Origin of the sequence: Asanoa ferruginea, assembly GCF_003387075.1 — a bacterium.
Taxonomy (GTDB): domain Bacteria; phylum Actinomycetota; class Actinomycetes; order Mycobacteriales; family Micromonosporaceae; genus Asanoa; species Asanoa ferruginea.
This window is the reverse complement of sequence record NZ_QUMQ01000001.1, coordinates 8113846-8131368: the sequence shown is the minus strand read 5'-3', so window position 1 is coordinate 8131368 and position 17523 is coordinate 8113846. Positions and strand designations below refer to the sequence as shown.

Sequence of the window (17523 nt, the reverse complement as noted above, 5' to 3'; positions counted from 1 at the left end):
CGTGCATCCCGCCGCACTCGCCGAGTTTTCACCCCTGTCCCGCACCTACTTGAACACCGCCGGCTACGGCCTGCCGTCCCGCCGCACCGTGGCGGCGCTCGAAGGAGCGCTCGCCGCGTGGCAGGACGGTTCGGCCGACTGGGTCAACGACTGGGACGTTCAGGCCGAGCGGTGCCGCGCGGCCGCCGGTCCGCTGCTCGGCGCCCCGGTCGACGAGATCGCGCTGCTGCCGGCCGTCTCGGTCGGCGCGGGCGTCGTGCTCGGTTCGCTGTCCGCCGGCGACGAGATCCTGGTGCCTTCCGGTGAGTTCGCGTCGGTGCTGCTGCCCGCGCTGGTGGCGGCCCGGTCGCGGTCCGTCACCGTGCGCCAGGTGCCGTTCGACGCGCTCGCCGAGGAGGTCCACCCGGACACGGCGCTGGTGGCCACCAGCCAGGTGCGCTCCAACGACGGTCGGGTGCAGGACCTGGCGGCGGTCGCTGCCGCGGCCCGTGCGGTCGGGGCGGCGGTGCTGGTCGACGCCACCCACGCGGCCGGCGTGCTGCCGGTCGACGCGGCAGCGCTCGGCCTCGACTACGTGCTCGTCGCGGCCTACAAGCACCTGCTCTGCCCGCGCGGCGTGGCCCTCATGCGGGTGGCTCGTTCCCGGTGGTCTCAGGTGCCGGCGTTCGTCGCGTCCTGGCGGTCGGCCGGCGACGCCTACGCCCACTACTACGGCCCTTCGCTCGACGACCTCGCGCCGACCGCGGCCCGCTACGACGTCTCGCTGGCCTGGCACGCCTGGGTCGGCGCGGTGCCGGCGTTGGAGTTCCTGGCATCGGTGCCCGCCCCCGACCGGCGCGACTGGTGTGTCGGCCTGGCCGACGAGACCGCCAAGCTGCTCGGCCTGCCACCGACCGGCTCGTCGGTGCTCGCGGTGCCGGTCGCCGACCGCGCCGCGGCCGCTTCCGCGTTGCGGGCCGCCAACATCGTGACGTCGGTGCCGCCCACCGGCCCCGGCGCCCTGATCCGGTTGTCGTTCCACCTCTACAACGACCTGTCCCAGGCGCGGCTCGTCGCCGACGTGCTGGCGCCACACCTGGAAACCCGGAGGTAGTCCGCGATGAGTTCGGTCGTGCAGCTCGAGTACGTCGGCGATCTCGCGCCGTACGCCGAGGAGAAGGCCGCGCTGGCCGAGGTCGGCGCCGAGCTGACCGTGGTCCGCGCGGCCGACGGCGACGCGGTCGTCGAGGCGGCCCGCGACGCCGACGTCATCTGGGTCGAGTGGACCCCGCACCTGACCCGCGACGTCCTGGAACGGTTGCCGCGGCTTGGCCTGGCGATCCGCTGGGGTGTCGGCTATGAGCAGATCGACGTGACCGCGGCGACCGAGTTGGGCATCGCGGTGGCCAACGCTCCGGCCTACTGCACCGAAGACGTCGCCGAGCACGCCCTCGCGCTGCTGCTCGCCGTCTCGCGCCAGGTGGTCTACCGCGACCGGCAGGGCCAGCAGGGCCTGTGGCGGGCGGGCCCGGCCCGGCAGCGCCGGCTGGCCGGCAGCACCGTCGGCGTGGTCGGCCTCGGCCGGATCGGCAGCCACGTCGCGCATGTCGCATCCGCGTTCGGCGCCACGGTGCTGGGCTACGACCCGGTGGCCACGTCGAGCGACCCGGGCGTACGCCAGGTAGGGCTCGAAGAATTGTTGTCGGCGTCCGACTTCGTGAGCGTGCACGTGCCGCTCACGGCCGAGACCCATCACCTCTTCGACACCGACACGCTGGCCCTGATGCAGCCGCACGCCGCGCTGGTCAACACGAGCCGGGGCGGCGTGGTCAGCCAGGCGGCCCTGGTCGAGGCGCTGGACTCCGGCCGGCTCGGCGCCGCCGGGCTCGACGTGTTCGAGCAGGAGCCGTTGCCGGCCGACAACCCGCTGCGTGGCCGCGACAACGTGATCCTGACCCCGCACGAGGGCGCCAACTCGCCGCAGTCCGGGGTCGACCTGCGCCGCGCCGTCTACGGCGCCACCGTCGAGTGGCTTCGCACCGGTTGGACCGACGCGATCGTCAACCCGGCGATCCGGCCGCACGCCCGGGGCGTCCGCTGATGGCCCGCCGCGTGTTGGCGCAGGGCGGCGAGATCATCCTGCGTGAGGTGCCGGACCCGACGCCCGGCCCCGGCGACGTCCTGGTCCGGCCGCGCTACTCGGTGATCAGCCCAGGCACCGAACGGTCGATCGTCCGGGCCACCCGCACCAGCGTCGCGGCGGCCCACGAGTATCCGAACGCCGACTACGAATGGCGCACCGTCCGCTCGGGCGCGGTGCGCGGCCAGACCCGGATGCCGCAGCCGCCGCCCGACGACGCGGCCTCGCTCGGCTACAGCCTGTCCGGCACGGTGGTCGCGGTCGGCGACGACGTGCTCGACCTGCGCCCCGGCGACCTCGTCGCGTGCAGCGGCAGCCAGTGCGCCTACCACTGTTCGCTGGTGTCCGTGCCGCGCAACCTGACGGTCCCGGTGCCGTCGGGGGTCGACCTGGCCGCGGCCGCGCACGTCACGCTGGGCGCGGTCTCGATCGAAGCGTTGCGCCGCACCGAAACCCGGTTCGGCGAGACCGTCGCGGTCTTCGGCAGCGGCATGCTCGGCCTGCTGATCGCCCAGCTCGCGGCCTCGGCCGGCGTCTACGTGGTCGCGCTGGACACCAACACCGACCGGCTCGCACTGGCCACCCGGCTGGGCGCGGTCGCGACGCTCACCGACACGTCTTCTGACGGGCTCGATCGGGTACGCGGCCTGACCGGCGGCTTCGGTGTCGACGCCGTGATCGTGGCGGCCGCCGACCCGAGCAGCACGCTGGTCAACTTCGCGTTCGACCTGCTGCGCCCCGGCGGCCGGGTGGTCGCGCTCGGCGACTTCGGGATGGACCTCGATCGCAAGCGCTTCTTCGGCGCCCAGGCCACGTTCGTGCCGTCGATCGCCTATGGGCCGGGCCGCTACGACCCGGTCTACGAGGAGAACAACGTCGACCTGCCGATCAGCGTCGTGCGCTGGACGGAGAACCGCAACATGGGCCACTTCGTCCGGCTGCTCGCCGAGAAGCGCGTCGACCTCGACGTCATGACGTCGGCCCGGGTGCCGTTCGACGACGCGCCCGCGGCCTACCGGGCGCTGTTCGCCGACGACTCGCCCCTGACCGCGGTGCTCGACTTCGGTGACTGACCCGCGCTGGCTGGCCGATCCCCGGCTCTCGCCCGACGGCACCCGGGTCGCCTACGTCGAACGCACCCTCGACCACGCTGCCGACGTTGTGGCGTCCCGGGTGGGTGTCGTACCGGCCGGCGGCGGTCCCACGGTCTGGCTGGGCGCGGGCGAGGCGCCGCGCTGGTCACCGGACGGCCGCCGGCTGGCGGTGTCGCGTGGCGAGACGGTGTGGCTGGTCGACGCTTTCACCGGCGTCGGTTCGCCGCTCGCCAGGCAGGGCGGGGGACAGGTCACGTCGGCGGCCTGGTCACCGGACGGCTCCCGGCTGGCGCTGGCCCGATCCGCGCTGGTCCCGTCACTCGACGGGGTGCGGGTCGACGGACTGCCGGGGCGCTGGCGGCGGCACCGACGTCTCCAGGTTGTCGCTGTTGACGGCCATCCTTTGTGGACGTTACCTGGCGATGCTTACGATCCACAGTGGTCTCGCGATCGGTTGGCCTTTCTCAGCAACGAGTTCAGCTCCGGTGGCGACCTGTGTGTGGCGACCGGCCCGGACGACATCACCCGCGTCACCGACGGAGCCGGCCCCGTGCGGGGCTTCGCCTGGAGCCCCGACGGCACCCGCTTGGCCTACCTCGGACACCGGCACGGTGACGCCGGCGACGTCAACCTGCGCCTCTGGCTCACCGACCCCGACGTGGAGCTGACCGCCGACTGGACGCACGGCCTGGGCAACCCGGTCCGTGGCGACGACCCGCGCGGCACCGGCGACGCCCCCGTGGTCTGGTCGGCCGCCTCCGGCCGGATCTACGTCGAGGTAGCCGTCGGCGGCCGCGGCCCGCTGGCCTGGTTCGCCCCGTCGTCGGGCCGCAGCGGCCGGGTCTTCGACGGCGCGCACGCCTGCCTGTCCCCGTCGGTCGGCGGCGGCCGGATCGCGTTCGTCCGCAGCGACGCGCTGAACCCGGGCGACGTGCACGTGGCCGAGGAGCCGACGGGCCGTTCCCGCGCACTGACCGACGCCGTTCGTGAGGGTGCCCCGATGGCCCCGCTGGAGGTGCGCGCGGCCGACGGCGTGGCGATCGACACCTGGCTGACCACGGCCTCGGGGCGGCGCCCGCTGCTGGTCAACGTGCACGGCGGCCCGCACGGCGCGGTCGGCTGGCGGCACACGGCCGAGGTCCAGCGCCTGGCCGCCCGCGGCTACGCGGTGCTCACTCTTAATCCGCGCGGCAGCCAGGGCTACGGCGAGGAGTTCGCGACCGCCATCCGCGGCGACTGGGGCGGGGTCGACTGGTCCGACATCACCGCGGCGGTCGACGCGGCGGTGGCCCTACCGGGCATCGACCCGGCGCGAATGGCGATCTGGGGAGTCAGCTACGGCGGCTTCATGGCGCAGTGGGCGATCGCGCACACGGACCGCTTCGCGTGCGCGGTCAGCGAAAACGGCCTGAGCGACTTCGTGGCGGCGTGGGCGGTGCCGGGCTTCTGGGACCTGCCGATGGGCGGCACCCCATGGACCTCACCGCGGTTCGTCGACCGCTCGCCGCTGATGCACGCCGACCGGATCAACACCCCACTGCTGCTCATCCACGCCGAACACGACCAGGTGGTCCCGATCGCGCAGAGCGAGCAGATGCACGCGGCGCTGCGCTCGCTCGGCCGCGAGGTCGACCTGGTCCGCATCCCTGGCGAGGGCCACCTGATGAATCTCCACGGCCGCCCCTCCAGCCGCACCCGCCGAGCGGCGGCGATCGACGCCTTCCTCGACCGCCACCTAAACCCCCAGGCGAGCAAGGCCTAGCGGCGCCAGCCACGCGGAGCCGCCGTTGATGCGGCCCCTGACCCACCACTGTCGGGAGACTTTGCTCTGCTGCCAGATAGGCCCCGCCGAACGCTCTGGGTGGGGCGTATCTGGCAGCAAGGACCCGAGACCCGGCCCGCGCATCTGGAGGCTTTGCTCTGCACCCCTGTAGGAAGCGCCCCGCCGACGCGCGCTTCCTACAGGGGTGCAGAGCAAAGCGGAAAGAAGCACAGCCCACGGTGGGCCCGGTGGAACGGGACCCTGGGAGCGATGGCCGCGGGCCTGCTAAACGGCGGGCTGGACGGCGACTACGCAGCGCTGGCTGATGGTGCCGATTCGCTCGATCGTGCTGACCACCTTGTCGACCGGGCGCGGGTAGACCGGGGTGTGCGGCCCGAGCCGACGCCGTCTGGGGTGCCGGTGAAGATGAGGTCGCCGGGCCGGGACTGCTGCTCGCCGAGCAGGACAGCCGCGCCCGCCGGGTGAGCGGATCCGCGCCCGAGAATGGGATGACCGCGGTGGCGGGCGGGAGGACCCGGTGGGCGACGGGCCCGCCGGAGCCCTAGGGGAAGCCGGAGTAGCCGCGCACGTAGGGCCGCAGGGCCGGATGCGACGCGCCGGCGGGCGCCGCCTGACGCGCGTGCGCCTGCGGGCCGAGCGGCGCCGAGTGGATCTTCGTCAGGCGCCCGCGCGCCGCCGGGGCGGGCTTCCCAGGACCCGGGCCAGGTAGCGCGCGGTGTCGCCGTTGCCCGAGGCGACCTGGTCGGGCGGGCCGGCGGCGACGATTCGCCCACCCGCGTCCCCGCCGCCGGGGCCCAGGTCGACGATCCAGTCGGCGGCCGCGACGACGCTCATCTCGTGCTCCACCAGCATGACGGAGTTGCCGGCGTCGACGAGGTCCTGGAGCTGGCGGGTCAGCAGCTCGACGTCGGCTGGGTGCAGCCCGGTCGTCGGCTCGTCGAGCAGGTAGAGCGTGTGTCCACGGTGGGCGCGCTGGAGTTCGGTCGCGAGCTTGATCCGCTGTGCCTCGCCGCCGGACAGCTCTGTGGCCGGCTGGCCCAGGCGCAGGTAGCCCAGCCCGACGTCGAGGAGGGTACGCAGGCTCCGGGCGGCCGCCGGGACGTCGGCGAGGAACGTCGCGGCGGTGTCCACGGTCATCCCGAGCACGTCGGCGATCGTCGCGCCCCGGTAGGTGATCTCCAGGGTCTCCGCGTTGTAACGGGCGCCGTGGCAGGTCGGGCAGGGCGCGTAGGTGCCGGGGAGGAAGATCAGCTCCACGGTCACGAAGCCCTCGCCCTGGCAGGTCGGGCACCGGCCGGACGCCACGTTGAACGAGAACCGGCCCGGGTCGTAGCCACGTTCCCGCGCCCCGTCGGTGTTCGCGAACACCTTGCGTACGGCGTCGAACAGGCCCGTGTAGGTGGCTAGGTTGGAGCGCGGGGTGCGGCCGATCGGCTTCTGGTCGACGCTCACCAGGCGGTCGAAGGCGTCCAGCCCGTGGACGTCGGCGGCGGCGGTGGTGGTCGCCCCGTCGCGTGCGGGTGCCGCACCGGGGCCGCCCGGCTCCTCGTCGTCGGGCTCGGCCGGCGCCGGCAGGCCGAGGTGGTCGCGCACGATCCCGGCGAGGACCTGGGTCATCAGCGTCGACTTGCCGGATCCGGACACCCCGGTGACCGCGGTCAGCACGCCCAGCGGCAGGTCGACGTCGAGGTTGCGCAGGTTGTGCCGGTCGATCCCGCGCAGCCGCAGCCAGCCGGCCGGCTCGCGGGGCGCCCGGCGCGGTGCCCGACGGCGCGCGGGGAACAGGTAGGGGCGGGTCGCCGAGCCTTCGACGTCGCGCAGGCCGGCAACCGGTCCACTGTAGACGATGTGCCCGCCGCCCTCGCCCGCGCCGGGTCCGACGTCGACGATCCAGTCGGCACGGCGTACCACATCCATGTCGTGCTCCACGACGAAGATGGAGTTGCCGGCGGCGCGCAGGCGGTCGAGCACCCGCATGAGAGGCTCGGCGTCAGCCGGATGCAGGCTGGCCGACGGCTCGTCGAGCACGTAGACGACGCCGAAGAGCCCGGAGCGGAGCTGGGTGGCGATCCGCAGCCGCTGCGCCTCGCCCGGCGAGAGCGTCGGCGCCGGGCGGTTGAGCTGGAGATAGCCGAGCCCGAGGTCGACGAGCACCGTGATCCGGTCGCGGAGGTCGGCGGCGAGCGTCACCGCGACGTCGCTGCGCTCGCCGGACAACGACGACTCCCACGCGGGCTCGGGATCGGTCAGCGCCGCGGTCGGGCGCAGCACCTCGGCGAGCTCCGCCAGCGGCAGCGCCGACAGCTCGCTGATGTTGCGCCCGGCGAACGTCACCGCCAGCGCCTCGGGCTTGAGCCCCGTGCCGTCGCACGTCGGGCATGGTCCCACCTCGACGAAGCGCAGCGCCCGCTCGCGCATCTTCGGGCTTTTCGAGTTGGTCAGCGTGTGCATCACGTGTGAAGCGGCGCTCCAGAACCGTCCGTTGTAGATGCCCTCGCCGCGGTCGCGCTGCGGATGCACCTCCACGACCGGCTGTTCCTCGGTGTAGAGGATCCAGTCGCGGTCACGCTTGGGCAGCCGGCGCCACGGCCGGTCGACGTCGTAGCCGAGCGCCACGAGGATGTCGCGCAGGTTGACCCCCTGCCACGCCCCGGGCCACGCGGCGACCGCGCCGTCGCGGATGCTCAGATTCGGGTCGGGGACCATCAACCTTTCCGAGACGACGTGGGTACGGCCGAGCCCGTGACAGGTCGGGCAGGCGCCGACCGCGGTGTTGGGGGAGAAGGCGTCGGAGTCGAGCCGGTCCGTCATGCCGCGCGGGTAGGTGCCGGCCCGCGACATCAGAAGGCGCAGCAGGTTGGACAGGGTCGTCAGCGTGCCCACCGTCGAACGGGCGCCACCGGCGCCGCGCCGTTGCTGCAACGCGACCGCCGGCGGCAACCCGGTGATCTCCTTGACCTGCGGCGCGGGGATCTGGTTGAGCAACCGGCGGACGTAGGGCGCGATCGACTCGAAGTAGCGCCGCTGGGCCTCGGCGTAGATGGTGGCGAACGCGAGGGAGGACTTGCCCGAGCCGGAGATGCCTGTGAACGCGACGAGCCCGTCCCGCGGGATGTCGACGTCGACGTCGCGCAGGTTGTGCACCCGCGCGCCACGGACCCGCACGTAGGCGTCGTGCGAGGGTCGCGGCGATCTGGGCACGGTCTCCCTCCCGAGCCGGGCGAATGCTGCTTATGCCAGCGTATCGGGCGGACGGCCCGTCGGGCGGCGGACGCGTCCTGGGAAGGGCTCGAACGGCCTGCTAGACGGCGGCGTGGGCGGCGACGACGCAGCGCTGGCGGATGGTGCCGATTCGCTCGATCGTGCTGACCACCTCGTCGCCCGGGCGCAGGTAGACCGGCGGCGTGCGGCCCGAGCCGACGCCCTCCGGGGTGCCGGTGAAAATGAGGTCGCCGGGCAGGAGTGGGCAGATCGCCGACAGGCGGGAGATCAGGGCGGGCACCGACATGATCATGTCGCGGGTGCGGCCCGACTGCATCACCTCGCCGTTCACCGTGCAGTCCAAGGCCAGGTCGTCGATGTTGTCGAACTCGTCGAGGGTGACCAGCCACGGGCCGGTCGGGCCGAAGCCCGGGAACGACTTGCCCAGGCTGAACTGGGGCGACTGGCCCAGGGTCTGCACCCGGCGCTCGGAATAGTCCTGGCCGACGGTCAGGCCCGCGACAAAAGACCACGCGTCGTCGGTCGAGACGTTGCTGGCGAGCCGGCCGACGACGGCGACCAGCTCGACCTCCCAGTCGACCGTGTCGCCGGGGATGGGCAGGTCGCCGTGTGGGCCGGTGATGCAGGTCGGAAACTTCGTGAACGTGATCGGCACCTCGGGGATGTCGTAGCCCGCCTCGAGCGCGTGCGCGCCGTAGTTGAGGCCGATCGCGAAGACCTGTGCCGGGCGCGGCGACGGGGCGCCCAGGGCGGCCTCGTCGATCGGCGTCGCGTCGGCGGCGAGGTCAAGACCGGCGGCCCACGCGGTGAACTCGGCCCAGCGGGCGTAGACCGCGGCCACGTCGGCCGGGAAGCGGCCGCCGCTCGCGCGCTCGACGTCGATGCCACCGGACGGCGTGACGACGGTCAGCCGGCCGGCGACGTTGGCAATCCGCATGTGCCGCTCCTTGCTCGCCAAGAGGGCCGGCCGCCCGGCCCGCCTCAGCATCAGGCCCAAGTGTTCGAGTAGTCAATAGAGTTTCGAAAACAGGGCGACATTTCCTTGAGCGACGTTGAGAGTGAAAGCTAGTCTGTGGCTCGAATGTGGTCCATAGGGGAGGCAAACCCATGACGACCGAGTCCCCACCGGATACGGCCCGCCGCGCCCGCGCGGTGCTCAGCGGCCTCGACCAGGTGCTGCCCGACATCGACGTGCTTTACCAGGATCTGCACGCCCACCCCGAGCTGTCCGGCTCCGAGAAGCGCACGGCCGGCATCGTCGCCGATCGTTACGCCGCCGCGGGGCTCGACGTGACCGCCGGCTTCGGTGGCCACGGTGTCGTCGGCGTGCTGGCCAACGGGCCCGGGCCGGTGGTCGGGGTGCGGGCCGACTTCGACGCGCTGCCGATCGCCGAGGACACCGGGCTGCCCTACGCGAGCACCGCGGTCGGTGGCCGGCCCGACGGGACGACCGTGCCGGTCATGCACGCGTGCGGCCACGACCTGCACACCGCCAGCCTGATCGGGGCGGCACGCCTGCTGGCCGACCGCCGCGACCTGTGGCGCGGCACGCTCCTGCTGATCGCGCAGCCGGCCGAGGAGACCATGCAGGGCGCCAAGGCCATGCTCGGCGCGGGTCTGTTCGACCGCTTCCCCCGGCCCGACGTAGTGCTCGCGCAGCACTGCGCGGTGACCCGCACCGGGATGGTGCACCACCGGCCGGGGATCGCCTACTCGGGCTGCCGCAACTTCCGGATCACCATCCACGGCCGCGGTGCGCACGGCGCGGCGCCGCACTGGTCGGTCGACCCGGTGCTGCTGGCCGCGCAGACCATCGTGTCGCTCCAGGGGATCGTGGCCCGCGAGATCGATCCTGGCGAGATGACCGTGGTCACCGTGGGTTCCGTGCACGCCGGCACCCGGCCCAACATCATCCCGCCCGAGGCCGTGCTCGAGGTGACCCTCCGGGCCACCAGCGAGGCCGTCATGGACACGCTCCAGGCCGCGCTCGAACGGATCGTCCGCGGCGTCGCCGAGACCGGGCGCGCGCCCCGGCCGCCGGACATCGAGTTGCTGGAGCACACCATCCCGGTCGACAACGACGCCGCGGTGACGGCCCGGGTCCGGGCGGTGCACGCCGAGCTGTTCCCGGAGGGCGACGTGATCGACCTGCCGACGGCCAACAACGGCAGCGAGGACTTCGCCTACTTCTCCTCGTGGGACGGCGTGTCGATCCCGGCCACGATGTGGTTCTACGGCAGCACCGCGGCCGACCGGTGGGACGCCGAGCCCGGCGACCTGCGCGAGCGGATGGCGCGGATGCCCGGGCAGCACACCCCGTTCTACGCACCGGATCGCCTACCGACCCTGCGCCGCGGTGTCGAGACGCTGGTCGGCGCGGCGCTCGCCTATCTGCCCGGGAGGCCGTCATGAACGAGGCGTTGGAGGAGATCCAGCGGCGGGTGCTCTGGCTCGCGGTGCGGATGGTCGACGCCGCCAACCGCGAGCGCGAGACCGGCGACGGTGTGAAGGTCGGCGGGCACCAGGCGTCGTCGGCCTCGCTGGTCTCGGTGCTCACGGCGCTCTACTTCGCGCACCTGCGGGCCGGCGACCGGGTCTCGGTCAAGCCGCACGCCGCGCCGGTCTTCCACGCGATCTCCTATCTGCTGGGCAACCTCGACCGGTCCTACCTGACCCAGCTTCGGGCCCGCGGCGGCCTCCAGGCCTACCCGTCGCGCACGAAGGACCCCGACGGCGTCGACTTCTCCACCGGCTCGGTCGGGCTCGGCGCGGCCGCGCCGCTCTTCGCCGCCGCCACCCGCCGCTACGTCGACGCGCACTTCGGCCCGCGCGAGGACTCCCGGTTCGTCGCCGTCATCGGTGACGCCGAACTCGACGAGGGCAGCGTCTGGGAGGCGGTGGCCGACCCGGCGACCGCGGGCCTCGGCAACGTGATGTGGGTGGTCGACCTCAACCGCCAGTCGCTCGACCGGGTCGTGCCCGGCATCCGGGTCGCCCAGTGGGCCGCACAGTTCGCGGCGGCCGGCTGGCACGTGGTCGAGGTCAAATACGGCTCCCGGCTGCGGGCGGCGTTCGCCCGGGAGCACGGCGGCGCGCTGCGGGACTGGATCGACCAGATGCCCAACGAGCACTACCAGTCGCTGTTCGGCCTCGACGGCGAGGCGCTGCGCAAGCAGTTCCTCGACGGTGCGCCGGCGCCGGTCGCCGCGGCCATCGCCGGCGTGCCGGACGCCGATTTGGCGGCGCTTCTCCAGGACCTCGGCGGGCACGACGTCGCGGCGCTGCTGGCCGCCTACGCGGAATGCGACGCGGTGACCGACCGGCCGAGCGTGGTCTTCGCGTACACCGTGAAGGGTTGGCATCTGCCCGCCGCCGGTCATCCGCGCAACCATTCGGCGTTGCTGAGCGGGGAGCAGGTCGACGTGCTGCGCGCGGCGACCGGGCTGACCGTCGACACCGAGTGGGATCGTCTCGACCCGTCGTCGGCGGCGGGCGCGTTGGCCGAGGCCCGTCGCGCGGCGCTGACCCGGCCCGACGCCGCGGCACCGCAACGGGCAGCCGTCCCGCAGCGCTCGGGTGTGCGGGTGGGTGCGCGAGCGTCCACACAGGAGGTTTTCGGGCGGGTTCTGACCGACCTCGCCCGGGATCCTGCGGTCGCGCCCTACCTGGTGACGACCGCGCCGGACGTGGCGACCTCGACGAACCTGGCCGGCTTCATCAACCGCACAGGCATTTTCGCACCCGACCCGCGTACGACCTGGTCGACCGACCCGGTGTTGCGCTGGGTCGAAGGGCCGGGTGGCCAGCACATCGAGCTGGGCATCTCCGAGATGAACCTGTTCATGCTGCTCGGCCAGCTCGGCCTGGCCGGCGACCTGTCGGGGCAACCGCTGCTGCCGGTGGGCACCGTCTACGACCCGTTCGTCTGCCGCGGCCTGGATGCGTTCATCTACGCGGCCTACAGCGGCGCCAGCTTCGTCGTCGCCGGCACGCCGTCGGGCGTCACGCTGGCCCCCGAGGGCGGCGCGCACCAGTCGACGCTGACCGCCTCGATCGGGCTGGAGTTGCCGGGCGTCACGTTCGCCGAACCGGCCTACGGCACCGCCCTCGACTGGCAGCTCTGCGCGGCGCTCGGTGCCGTGGCGGCGGGCAAGGGCGCGTTCTACTTCCGGCTCACCACTCGGCCGATCGACCAGGCGCCGTTCGAGGCCGCCCGGGAGCGGCTCGGCGACGCGCTGCTGCGCCGGCAGGTGCTCGCCGGCGCCTACCGGCTGCGCGACGCCGGGGAGCCGGCCGCGGTGCAGTTGGTGGCCAGCGGCGCGGTGCTGCCCGAGGTGCTGGCCGCGGCCGACGAACTGGCCGACGAGGGCGTCGCCGCGCACGTCGTCGACGTCACTTCGCTGGACCGGCTCTACTCGGACTGGCAGGCGGCCCTGCGCGCGGGCATCCGGTCGGCGCGGGTGCCGGCGTTGCCGGGTGCGCTGCGCGGCGTGTTCGCGCCCGGGGTGCCGCTGGTGACCGTGCACGACGCGGCCTCGCACACGATGGCCTGGCTGGGTTCCGCGCTCGGGGTGCCGGCCGTGCCGCTCGGCGTCGACGGCTTCGGGCAGTCCGGCAGCGTGGCCGACCTCTACGCGCTGCACGACCTGGAGCCCGGAGCGATCGTCAACGCGGCTCTGTCGGCGATGGCGCTCCATGGCTGAGCACGACCTGGTGCTGGCCGGCGGCACCGTGGTCGACGGCCGCGGCGGGCCGCCGGTGGTGGCTGACGTCGCTCTGTCGGGCGATCGGGTCGCTGCCGTCGGGGCGCCGGGAACGCTCGACGGCCACGAGACGATCGACGTCACAGGCAAGGTGGTCAGCCCCGGGTTCATCGACATCCACTCGCACGCCGACTTCACCCTCGCGGTCGACGGGCGGGCGCAGAGCAGCGTGGCGCAGGGCATCACCACCGTGGTGACCGGCAACTGCGGGCACGGGGTCGCGCCGGTGACCGACCGGTCCGCGCCGCTGGTGCCGACGAACATCCCCGGTTGGCGCGCGGCCTGGGACGACCGGCAGACCTGGCGCACGTTCCCGGAATACCTCGACGCGCTGCGCGGCCAGGGCGTCGGCGTCAACGTGTACCCGCTCGTCGCGCACGGCGCGCTGCGGCTCGCGGTGGCCGGGTTCTCGACCCGTTCGCTGACCGCCAAAGAGCTCGACCGGGTACGCGGCCTCGCGGCCGAGGCGATGGACGCGGGCGCAGTCGGCGTCTCGTCTGGCCTGGAGTACGCGCCGGGCCTGGCCGCCGACACCGACGAGCTGGTCGCCGTCGCGACACCGGTGGGGGAGCGGGGCGGCCTCTACGCCTCGCACTGTCGCAATCGGACGGACCGGATCGTGGAAGCGGCAACGGAAGCGGTGACGATCACCGCGCGCACCGGGTGCCGGCTCCAGCTCTCGCACTTCGTGCGGCGGCCGACGTCGACCGACCCCTCGTTGTTCTACCAGGCCGTCGACGTCGTGCGGGCCGGGCCGACCCGGTCGCGGCTCGACGTGTTCCCGTTCCCGCACGGACCGACGCCGCTGCCGACGTTTGTGGTGCCGATGTCGCTGCGCGACGCGCCCCGCCGCGAGGTGGCCCGCCGGCTGCTCAGCACCAGCCTGCTGGAGACGCTCGACCAGCGGTTCGTCGACGCGCTCACCGGCGGCGAGGCCGCGGCCTGCCACCTTGCCTCCGACGGCGGCGACGGCACGCTGGTCGGCCGGACCCTCGGCGAGCTGGCCAAGGAATGGGATCTGTCGTTGCCCGAGGTGGTGCTGGAGATCCTCCGCCGGGCCGGCGACGACTTCTACGACGCGGTCGTGGTCGAGCCCGTCTTCGCCGACGACGACCTGCGCTGGGCGCTGGCCCAACCCGACTTCCTGGTGATGGGCGACGGTTTGACCGGCGCGCTGGACGGCCCGCTGGCCGGGCACGCGATGTGCGCGTCCGACTGGGGCTACGTGCCGGAGATGCTGGCCCGGTTCGTCCGCGACGAGGCCCTGGTGCCGCTGGCCGCGGCGGTCGCACGGATGACCGCCGAGCCGGCCGCCCAGATCGGGCTGACCGACCGGGGCGTGCTGGCGCCCGGCTACCGCGCCGACGTGACCGTGTTCGACCCCGCTCGGGTCGGCACCGCGGTGCGCGAGGACGCGCTGATCGCCGTGCCGGCGGGCATCGACGAGGTGCTGGTCAACGGCGTCGCGGTGGTGCGGGACGGGCGGCTCACCGGTGCCCGGCCGGGGGTCGTGGGACACCGGCCTGGATGACCTGCCGCACCTTGCGGAGCGCGCCGAGGTCGGCCAGCGGGTCGCCGTCGACGAGGACCAGGTCGGCGACCTTGCCCACCTCGATCGTGCCGATCCGGTCGGCCAGGCCCAGGTTGGCCGCCGCGTGCCGGGTCGCCGCGATCAGCGCCTCGGCGTGGGACAGGCCGACCTCCGCCATCAGCGCGATCTCGTGCGGCAGGCCGCCGTGCGGGTTGAACGGGGTGCCGGCGTCGGTGCCGGCGGCGAACCGTACGCCGGCCGCGTGGGCCCGGCGGAAGCTCGCCGCCCGGTCCTCGACGACGGCCTGCGACTTGGTCCGCAGCCAGGGCGCGAGTTCGTCGCCGTGCGCGAGCGCGCACTCGACGCCCGAGAGGGTCGGCACGAGGTAGACGTCGTCGCGGGCGAGCAGCAGGTCGATCGCCTCGTCGTCGAGATAGAAGCCGTGTTCGACCGAGTCGACGCCGGCCCGCAGCGCGTTCTTGATGCCCTCGTTGCCGATCGCGTGCGTCGCGACCCGCAGGCCGGCGTTGTGCGCCTCGTCGACCAGCACCTTCAGCTCGTCGGGTGCGAACGCGGTGCGGCCCGCGGTGACGCCCGGGGTCAGCAGGCCGCCCGTCGACATCACTTTGACGAAGCCGGCGCCGTCCTTGATCGCCTGCCGGGTGGCCTTGCGCACCTCGTCGACGCCGTCGACCTCGCGGCCGAGGAAGTGGCCGTGGCCGCCGGTCATCGTGATGACCAGCCCGGCCGCCTGCACCCGTGCCCCGTCGACCAGGCCGTCGTCGATCGCCCGGGCCAACTCGATCGCGACGCCGCCGAGGGCGCCGCAGTCGCGGACCGTCGTCACGCCCGCGTCCAGGTGGGCCTTCGCGTTGCGGGCCGCGTGCAGGGTGGCGCGGGTCGGGCTGTCGCCGCCCATCTGGGCGATGATGTCGGGGGTCGCGGTGGCGCACAGGTGGGTGTGGCAGTCGATGAGGCCGGGCAGCAGCGTGGCGCCGGTGCCGTCGATCGTCTCGGCCGCGACGTCACCACCGACGGCGCTGATCAGTCCATCATGGATGGTCACGTCTTTACGCGCGGCCGTCCCGGTGACGGCGTCGAACACCTGGGCCCCGACGATCGTGATCATGTGTCCTCCAGCTCGCCCAGGTGGTCGTCCATCACCGCGGCGATGCGCCGGTCGTCCCGGCTACGCAGCGCGCGCAGCGTCTCCTCGTGGATGTGCACGGTGTGGTCGTAGTCGGTGTATTTCTCGTCGAAGCCGTCGAGCAGGATCGCCAGCTCCTCCATGATCTCGTGGGAGTAGCGGGCCAGCCGCGGGCTGTGCGCGGCGCGGGCGATCTCGTAGTGGAACAGGTCGTTGGCGCGCACCCACTCGGCCGGTTTCCCGCGCGCCGGCGCCAGCATCGCGATCGCGTCGGCCAGCGCCTGGAAGTTGTCCTCGGTCGCCCGCTGCCCCGCGAGCCGGGCCAACTCCTGCTCGACCGGGCGGCGGGCCTCGGTCAACTCGGTCAGGGTGGCGCGGTGGCCGGCCCGGGAGAGGGCCAGCACGCCGGTCGGCACGATGTCGGTGGCGACCTCGATCCCGCCGGTGTGGCCGCGCTTGACCCGCAGCACGCCGGCGTTCGCGAGCAGCCCGACGGCCTCGCGCACGGTCGGCCGGCTGGTGCCGAGCATCGCGGCCAGGTCGTCGATGCCGGGGATGCGGTCGCCGGTGACGAACCGGCCACGCCGGATCGCGTAGGTGATCTGGTCGACGACGTCCTCGTAGAGCCGGCCGCCGCGGACCGGGACGAACGGCGCGTCGGTCACGCGTCCACCACCGCGCGGACGGCGTCGAGGGTCGCCTCGATCTCCGGGAACGGCGTTGCCGTGCGGGCCGTCGTCTTCAGCCCGCTGCCGGTGACCACGTGGACGACCCGGTCGTGCGGCCCGATCAGGCCCTCGGCGCGGGCGCCCTGGATCGCGGCGATGCCGGCGGCGGCACCGGGCTCGGCGAAGAAACCGGCGATCCGGCCGAGCAGGCGGGCGGCCGCTTCGATGTCGGCGTCGTCGACCGCGCGGAAGGCGCCGCCGCTGGCCCGCACGGTGCGCAGGGCCTTGACCGCGTTGCGGGGCCGGCCGACCGAGACCGAGTCGGCGACCGTGTGCGCCTCTATCGCCGTGATCTCCTCGCTGTTCCTGACCCACGCGTCGACGATCGGCGCGGCACCGGCCGGTTGCACCGCCAGCAGCCGGGTGTCGCCGTGGCCGCCCTCGGCGAGCCCCTTGCCGATGGCCGCCACGGTGCAGCCGTCGCCGACGGCGACGCTGACCCAGTCGGCCCGCGCGTCGCCGAGCTGGTCGGCCAGTTCAAGACCGCAGGTCTTCTTGCCTTCCATCAGGTACGGGTTGACGGCGCAGTTGCGGTCGTACCAGCCGAACGCGCGGGCGGCGTCTTCGCACAGGTAGTAGGCGTCGTCGTAGCTGCCCCGGACCAGCATCACCTGGGCGCCGAACGCGGCGAGCTGGGCCAGCTTGCCCACCGGTGTCCCGACGGGCACGAAGATGCGGGCGGTCAGCCCGGCGACCGCACAGGCACCGGCCAGGCTGGACGCCGCGTTGCCGGTGGACGCGCAGGCGATGTCGGTGTAGCCGCCGTACACCGCGAGCTCGACCGCCAGCGCCGACGACCGGTCCTTGAGCGAGCCGGTGGGGTTGCGGCTCTCGTCCTTGATCAGCAGCTCGCCGACGCCGAGCAGCGTGGCCAGCCGCGGCGCGGGCAGCAGCGGGGTCCGGGTCAGGTAGCCGGTCGGCAGCACCCGCGGCGTGGCCGGGAGCGGCAGGTGCGATCGGTAACGGTCGAGCGGGTCGTCGCCCGTGCCCCGCCGGGGGTTGTCGACGACGACGTCGAGGATCCCGGCGAGGCCCTCGTGTTCCGGGCAGACGTGTGCGTCGACCGTGGCCGGCCGGTCTTGCTCGCAGAGCACGCAGCGCAGGCGGACCGGGAGCGTCATTGATCTAGTGGACGC

Annotated in this window: 12 protein-coding genes; 7 read left to right on the top strand and 5 right to left on the bottom strand. The window is 73.5% G+C overall.

The window, feature by feature from the left end:
- Position 1 precedes the first annotated feature (1 nt).
- From DFJ67_RS37910 to DFJ67_RS37895, 4 genes are read left to right on the top strand one after another with little or no spacing between them, the layout of a single operon-like run.
- Positions 2-1093 carry an aminotransferase class V-fold PLP-dependent enzyme gene (locus DFJ67_RS37910; protein WP_170216157.1) on the top strand — a complete coding sequence of 364 codons (1092 nt, stop codon included), beginning with the start codon at positions 2-4 and terminating at the stop codon, positions 1091-1093.
- Positions 1094-1099: 6 nt separating this feature from the next.
- Positions 1100-2080, top strand: a complete 981-nt coding sequence (locus DFJ67_RS37905; RefSeq protein ID WP_116073911.1) for a C-terminal binding protein — start codon at positions 1100-1102, stop codon at positions 2078-2080.
- On the top strand, positions 2080-3192 hold the full coding sequence (locus DFJ67_RS37900) for a zinc-dependent alcohol dehydrogenase (RefSeq protein ID WP_116073909.1): 1113 nt from the start codon (positions 2080-2082) through the stop codon (positions 3190-3192). Before DFJ67_RS37905 ends, DFJ67_RS37900 begins: the two co-directional genes overlap by 1 nt.
- Positions 3185-4975 carry a S9 family peptidase gene (locus DFJ67_RS37895; protein WP_116073907.1) on the top strand — a complete coding sequence of 597 codons (1791 nt, stop codon included), beginning with the start codon at positions 3185-3187 and terminating at the stop codon, positions 4973-4975. The genes DFJ67_RS37900 and DFJ67_RS37895 overlap by 8 nt, the downstream gene beginning before the upstream one ends.
- A 678-nt stretch (positions 4976-5653) precedes the next feature.
- Here the strand turns inward: DFJ67_RS37895 and uvrA are convergent.
- Positions 5654-8197, bottom strand: coding sequence for an excinuclease ABC subunit UvrA (gene uvrA / locus DFJ67_RS37890; RefSeq protein WP_116073905.1), 2544 nt, complete (start codon positions 8195-8197; stop codon positions 5654-5656).
- A gap of 100 nt (positions 8198-8297) precedes the next feature.
- Positions 8298-9155 carry a fumarylacetoacetate hydrolase family protein gene (locus tag DFJ67_RS37885; protein ID WP_116077129.1) on the bottom strand — a complete coding sequence of 286 codons (858 nt, stop codon included), beginning with the start codon at positions 9153-9155 and terminating at the stop codon, positions 8298-8300.
- Between the two features lie 170 nt (positions 9156-9325).
- Between DFJ67_RS37885 and DFJ67_RS37880 the strand changes: the two genes are divergently transcribed.
- From DFJ67_RS37880 to DFJ67_RS37870, 3 genes are read left to right on the top strand one after another with little or no spacing between them, the layout of a single operon-like run.
- Entirely contained in the window at positions 9326-10630 is a 1305-nt protein-coding gene (locus DFJ67_RS37880) for an amidohydrolase (RefSeq protein ID WP_116073903.1), read from the top strand.
- Positions 10627-12921 (top strand): thiamine pyrophosphate-binding protein, encoded by a 2295-nt coding sequence (locus DFJ67_RS37875; protein WP_116073901.1) that lies wholly within the window; start codon positions 10627-10629, stop codon positions 12919-12921. The genes DFJ67_RS37880 and DFJ67_RS37875 overlap by 4 nt, the downstream gene beginning before the upstream one ends.
- Complete coding sequence (locus DFJ67_RS37870) at positions 12914-14512, top strand: N-acyl-D-amino-acid deacylase family protein (RefSeq protein ID WP_116073899.1); 1599 nt, start codon at positions 12914-12916, stop codon at positions 14510-14512. Before DFJ67_RS37875 ends, DFJ67_RS37870 begins: the two co-directional genes overlap by 8 nt.
- On the opposite strand, the gene DFJ67_RS37865 is transcribed toward DFJ67_RS37870, so the two are convergent.
- From DFJ67_RS37865 to DFJ67_RS37855, 3 genes are read right to left on the bottom strand one after another with little or no spacing between them, the layout of a single operon-like run.
- Entirely contained in the window at positions 14469-15641 is a 1173-nt protein-coding gene (locus DFJ67_RS37865; RefSeq protein ID WP_116073897.1) for a metal-dependent hydrolase family protein, read from the bottom strand. The two genes, DFJ67_RS37870 and DFJ67_RS37865, sit on opposite strands and share 44 nt — an antisense overlap.
- On the bottom strand, positions 15638-16324 hold the full coding sequence (locus DFJ67_RS37860; protein WP_147315770.1) for a FadR/GntR family transcriptional regulator: 687 nt from the start codon (positions 16322-16324) through the stop codon (positions 15638-15640). Before DFJ67_RS37860 ends, DFJ67_RS37865 begins: the two co-directional genes overlap by 4 nt.
- Positions 16321-17508, bottom strand: a complete 1188-nt coding sequence (locus DFJ67_RS37855; protein WP_116073895.1) for a threonine synthase — start codon at positions 17506-17508, stop codon at positions 16321-16323. The genes DFJ67_RS37860 and DFJ67_RS37855 overlap by 4 nt, the downstream gene beginning before the upstream one ends.
- Positions 17509-17523 lie beyond the last annotated feature (15 nt).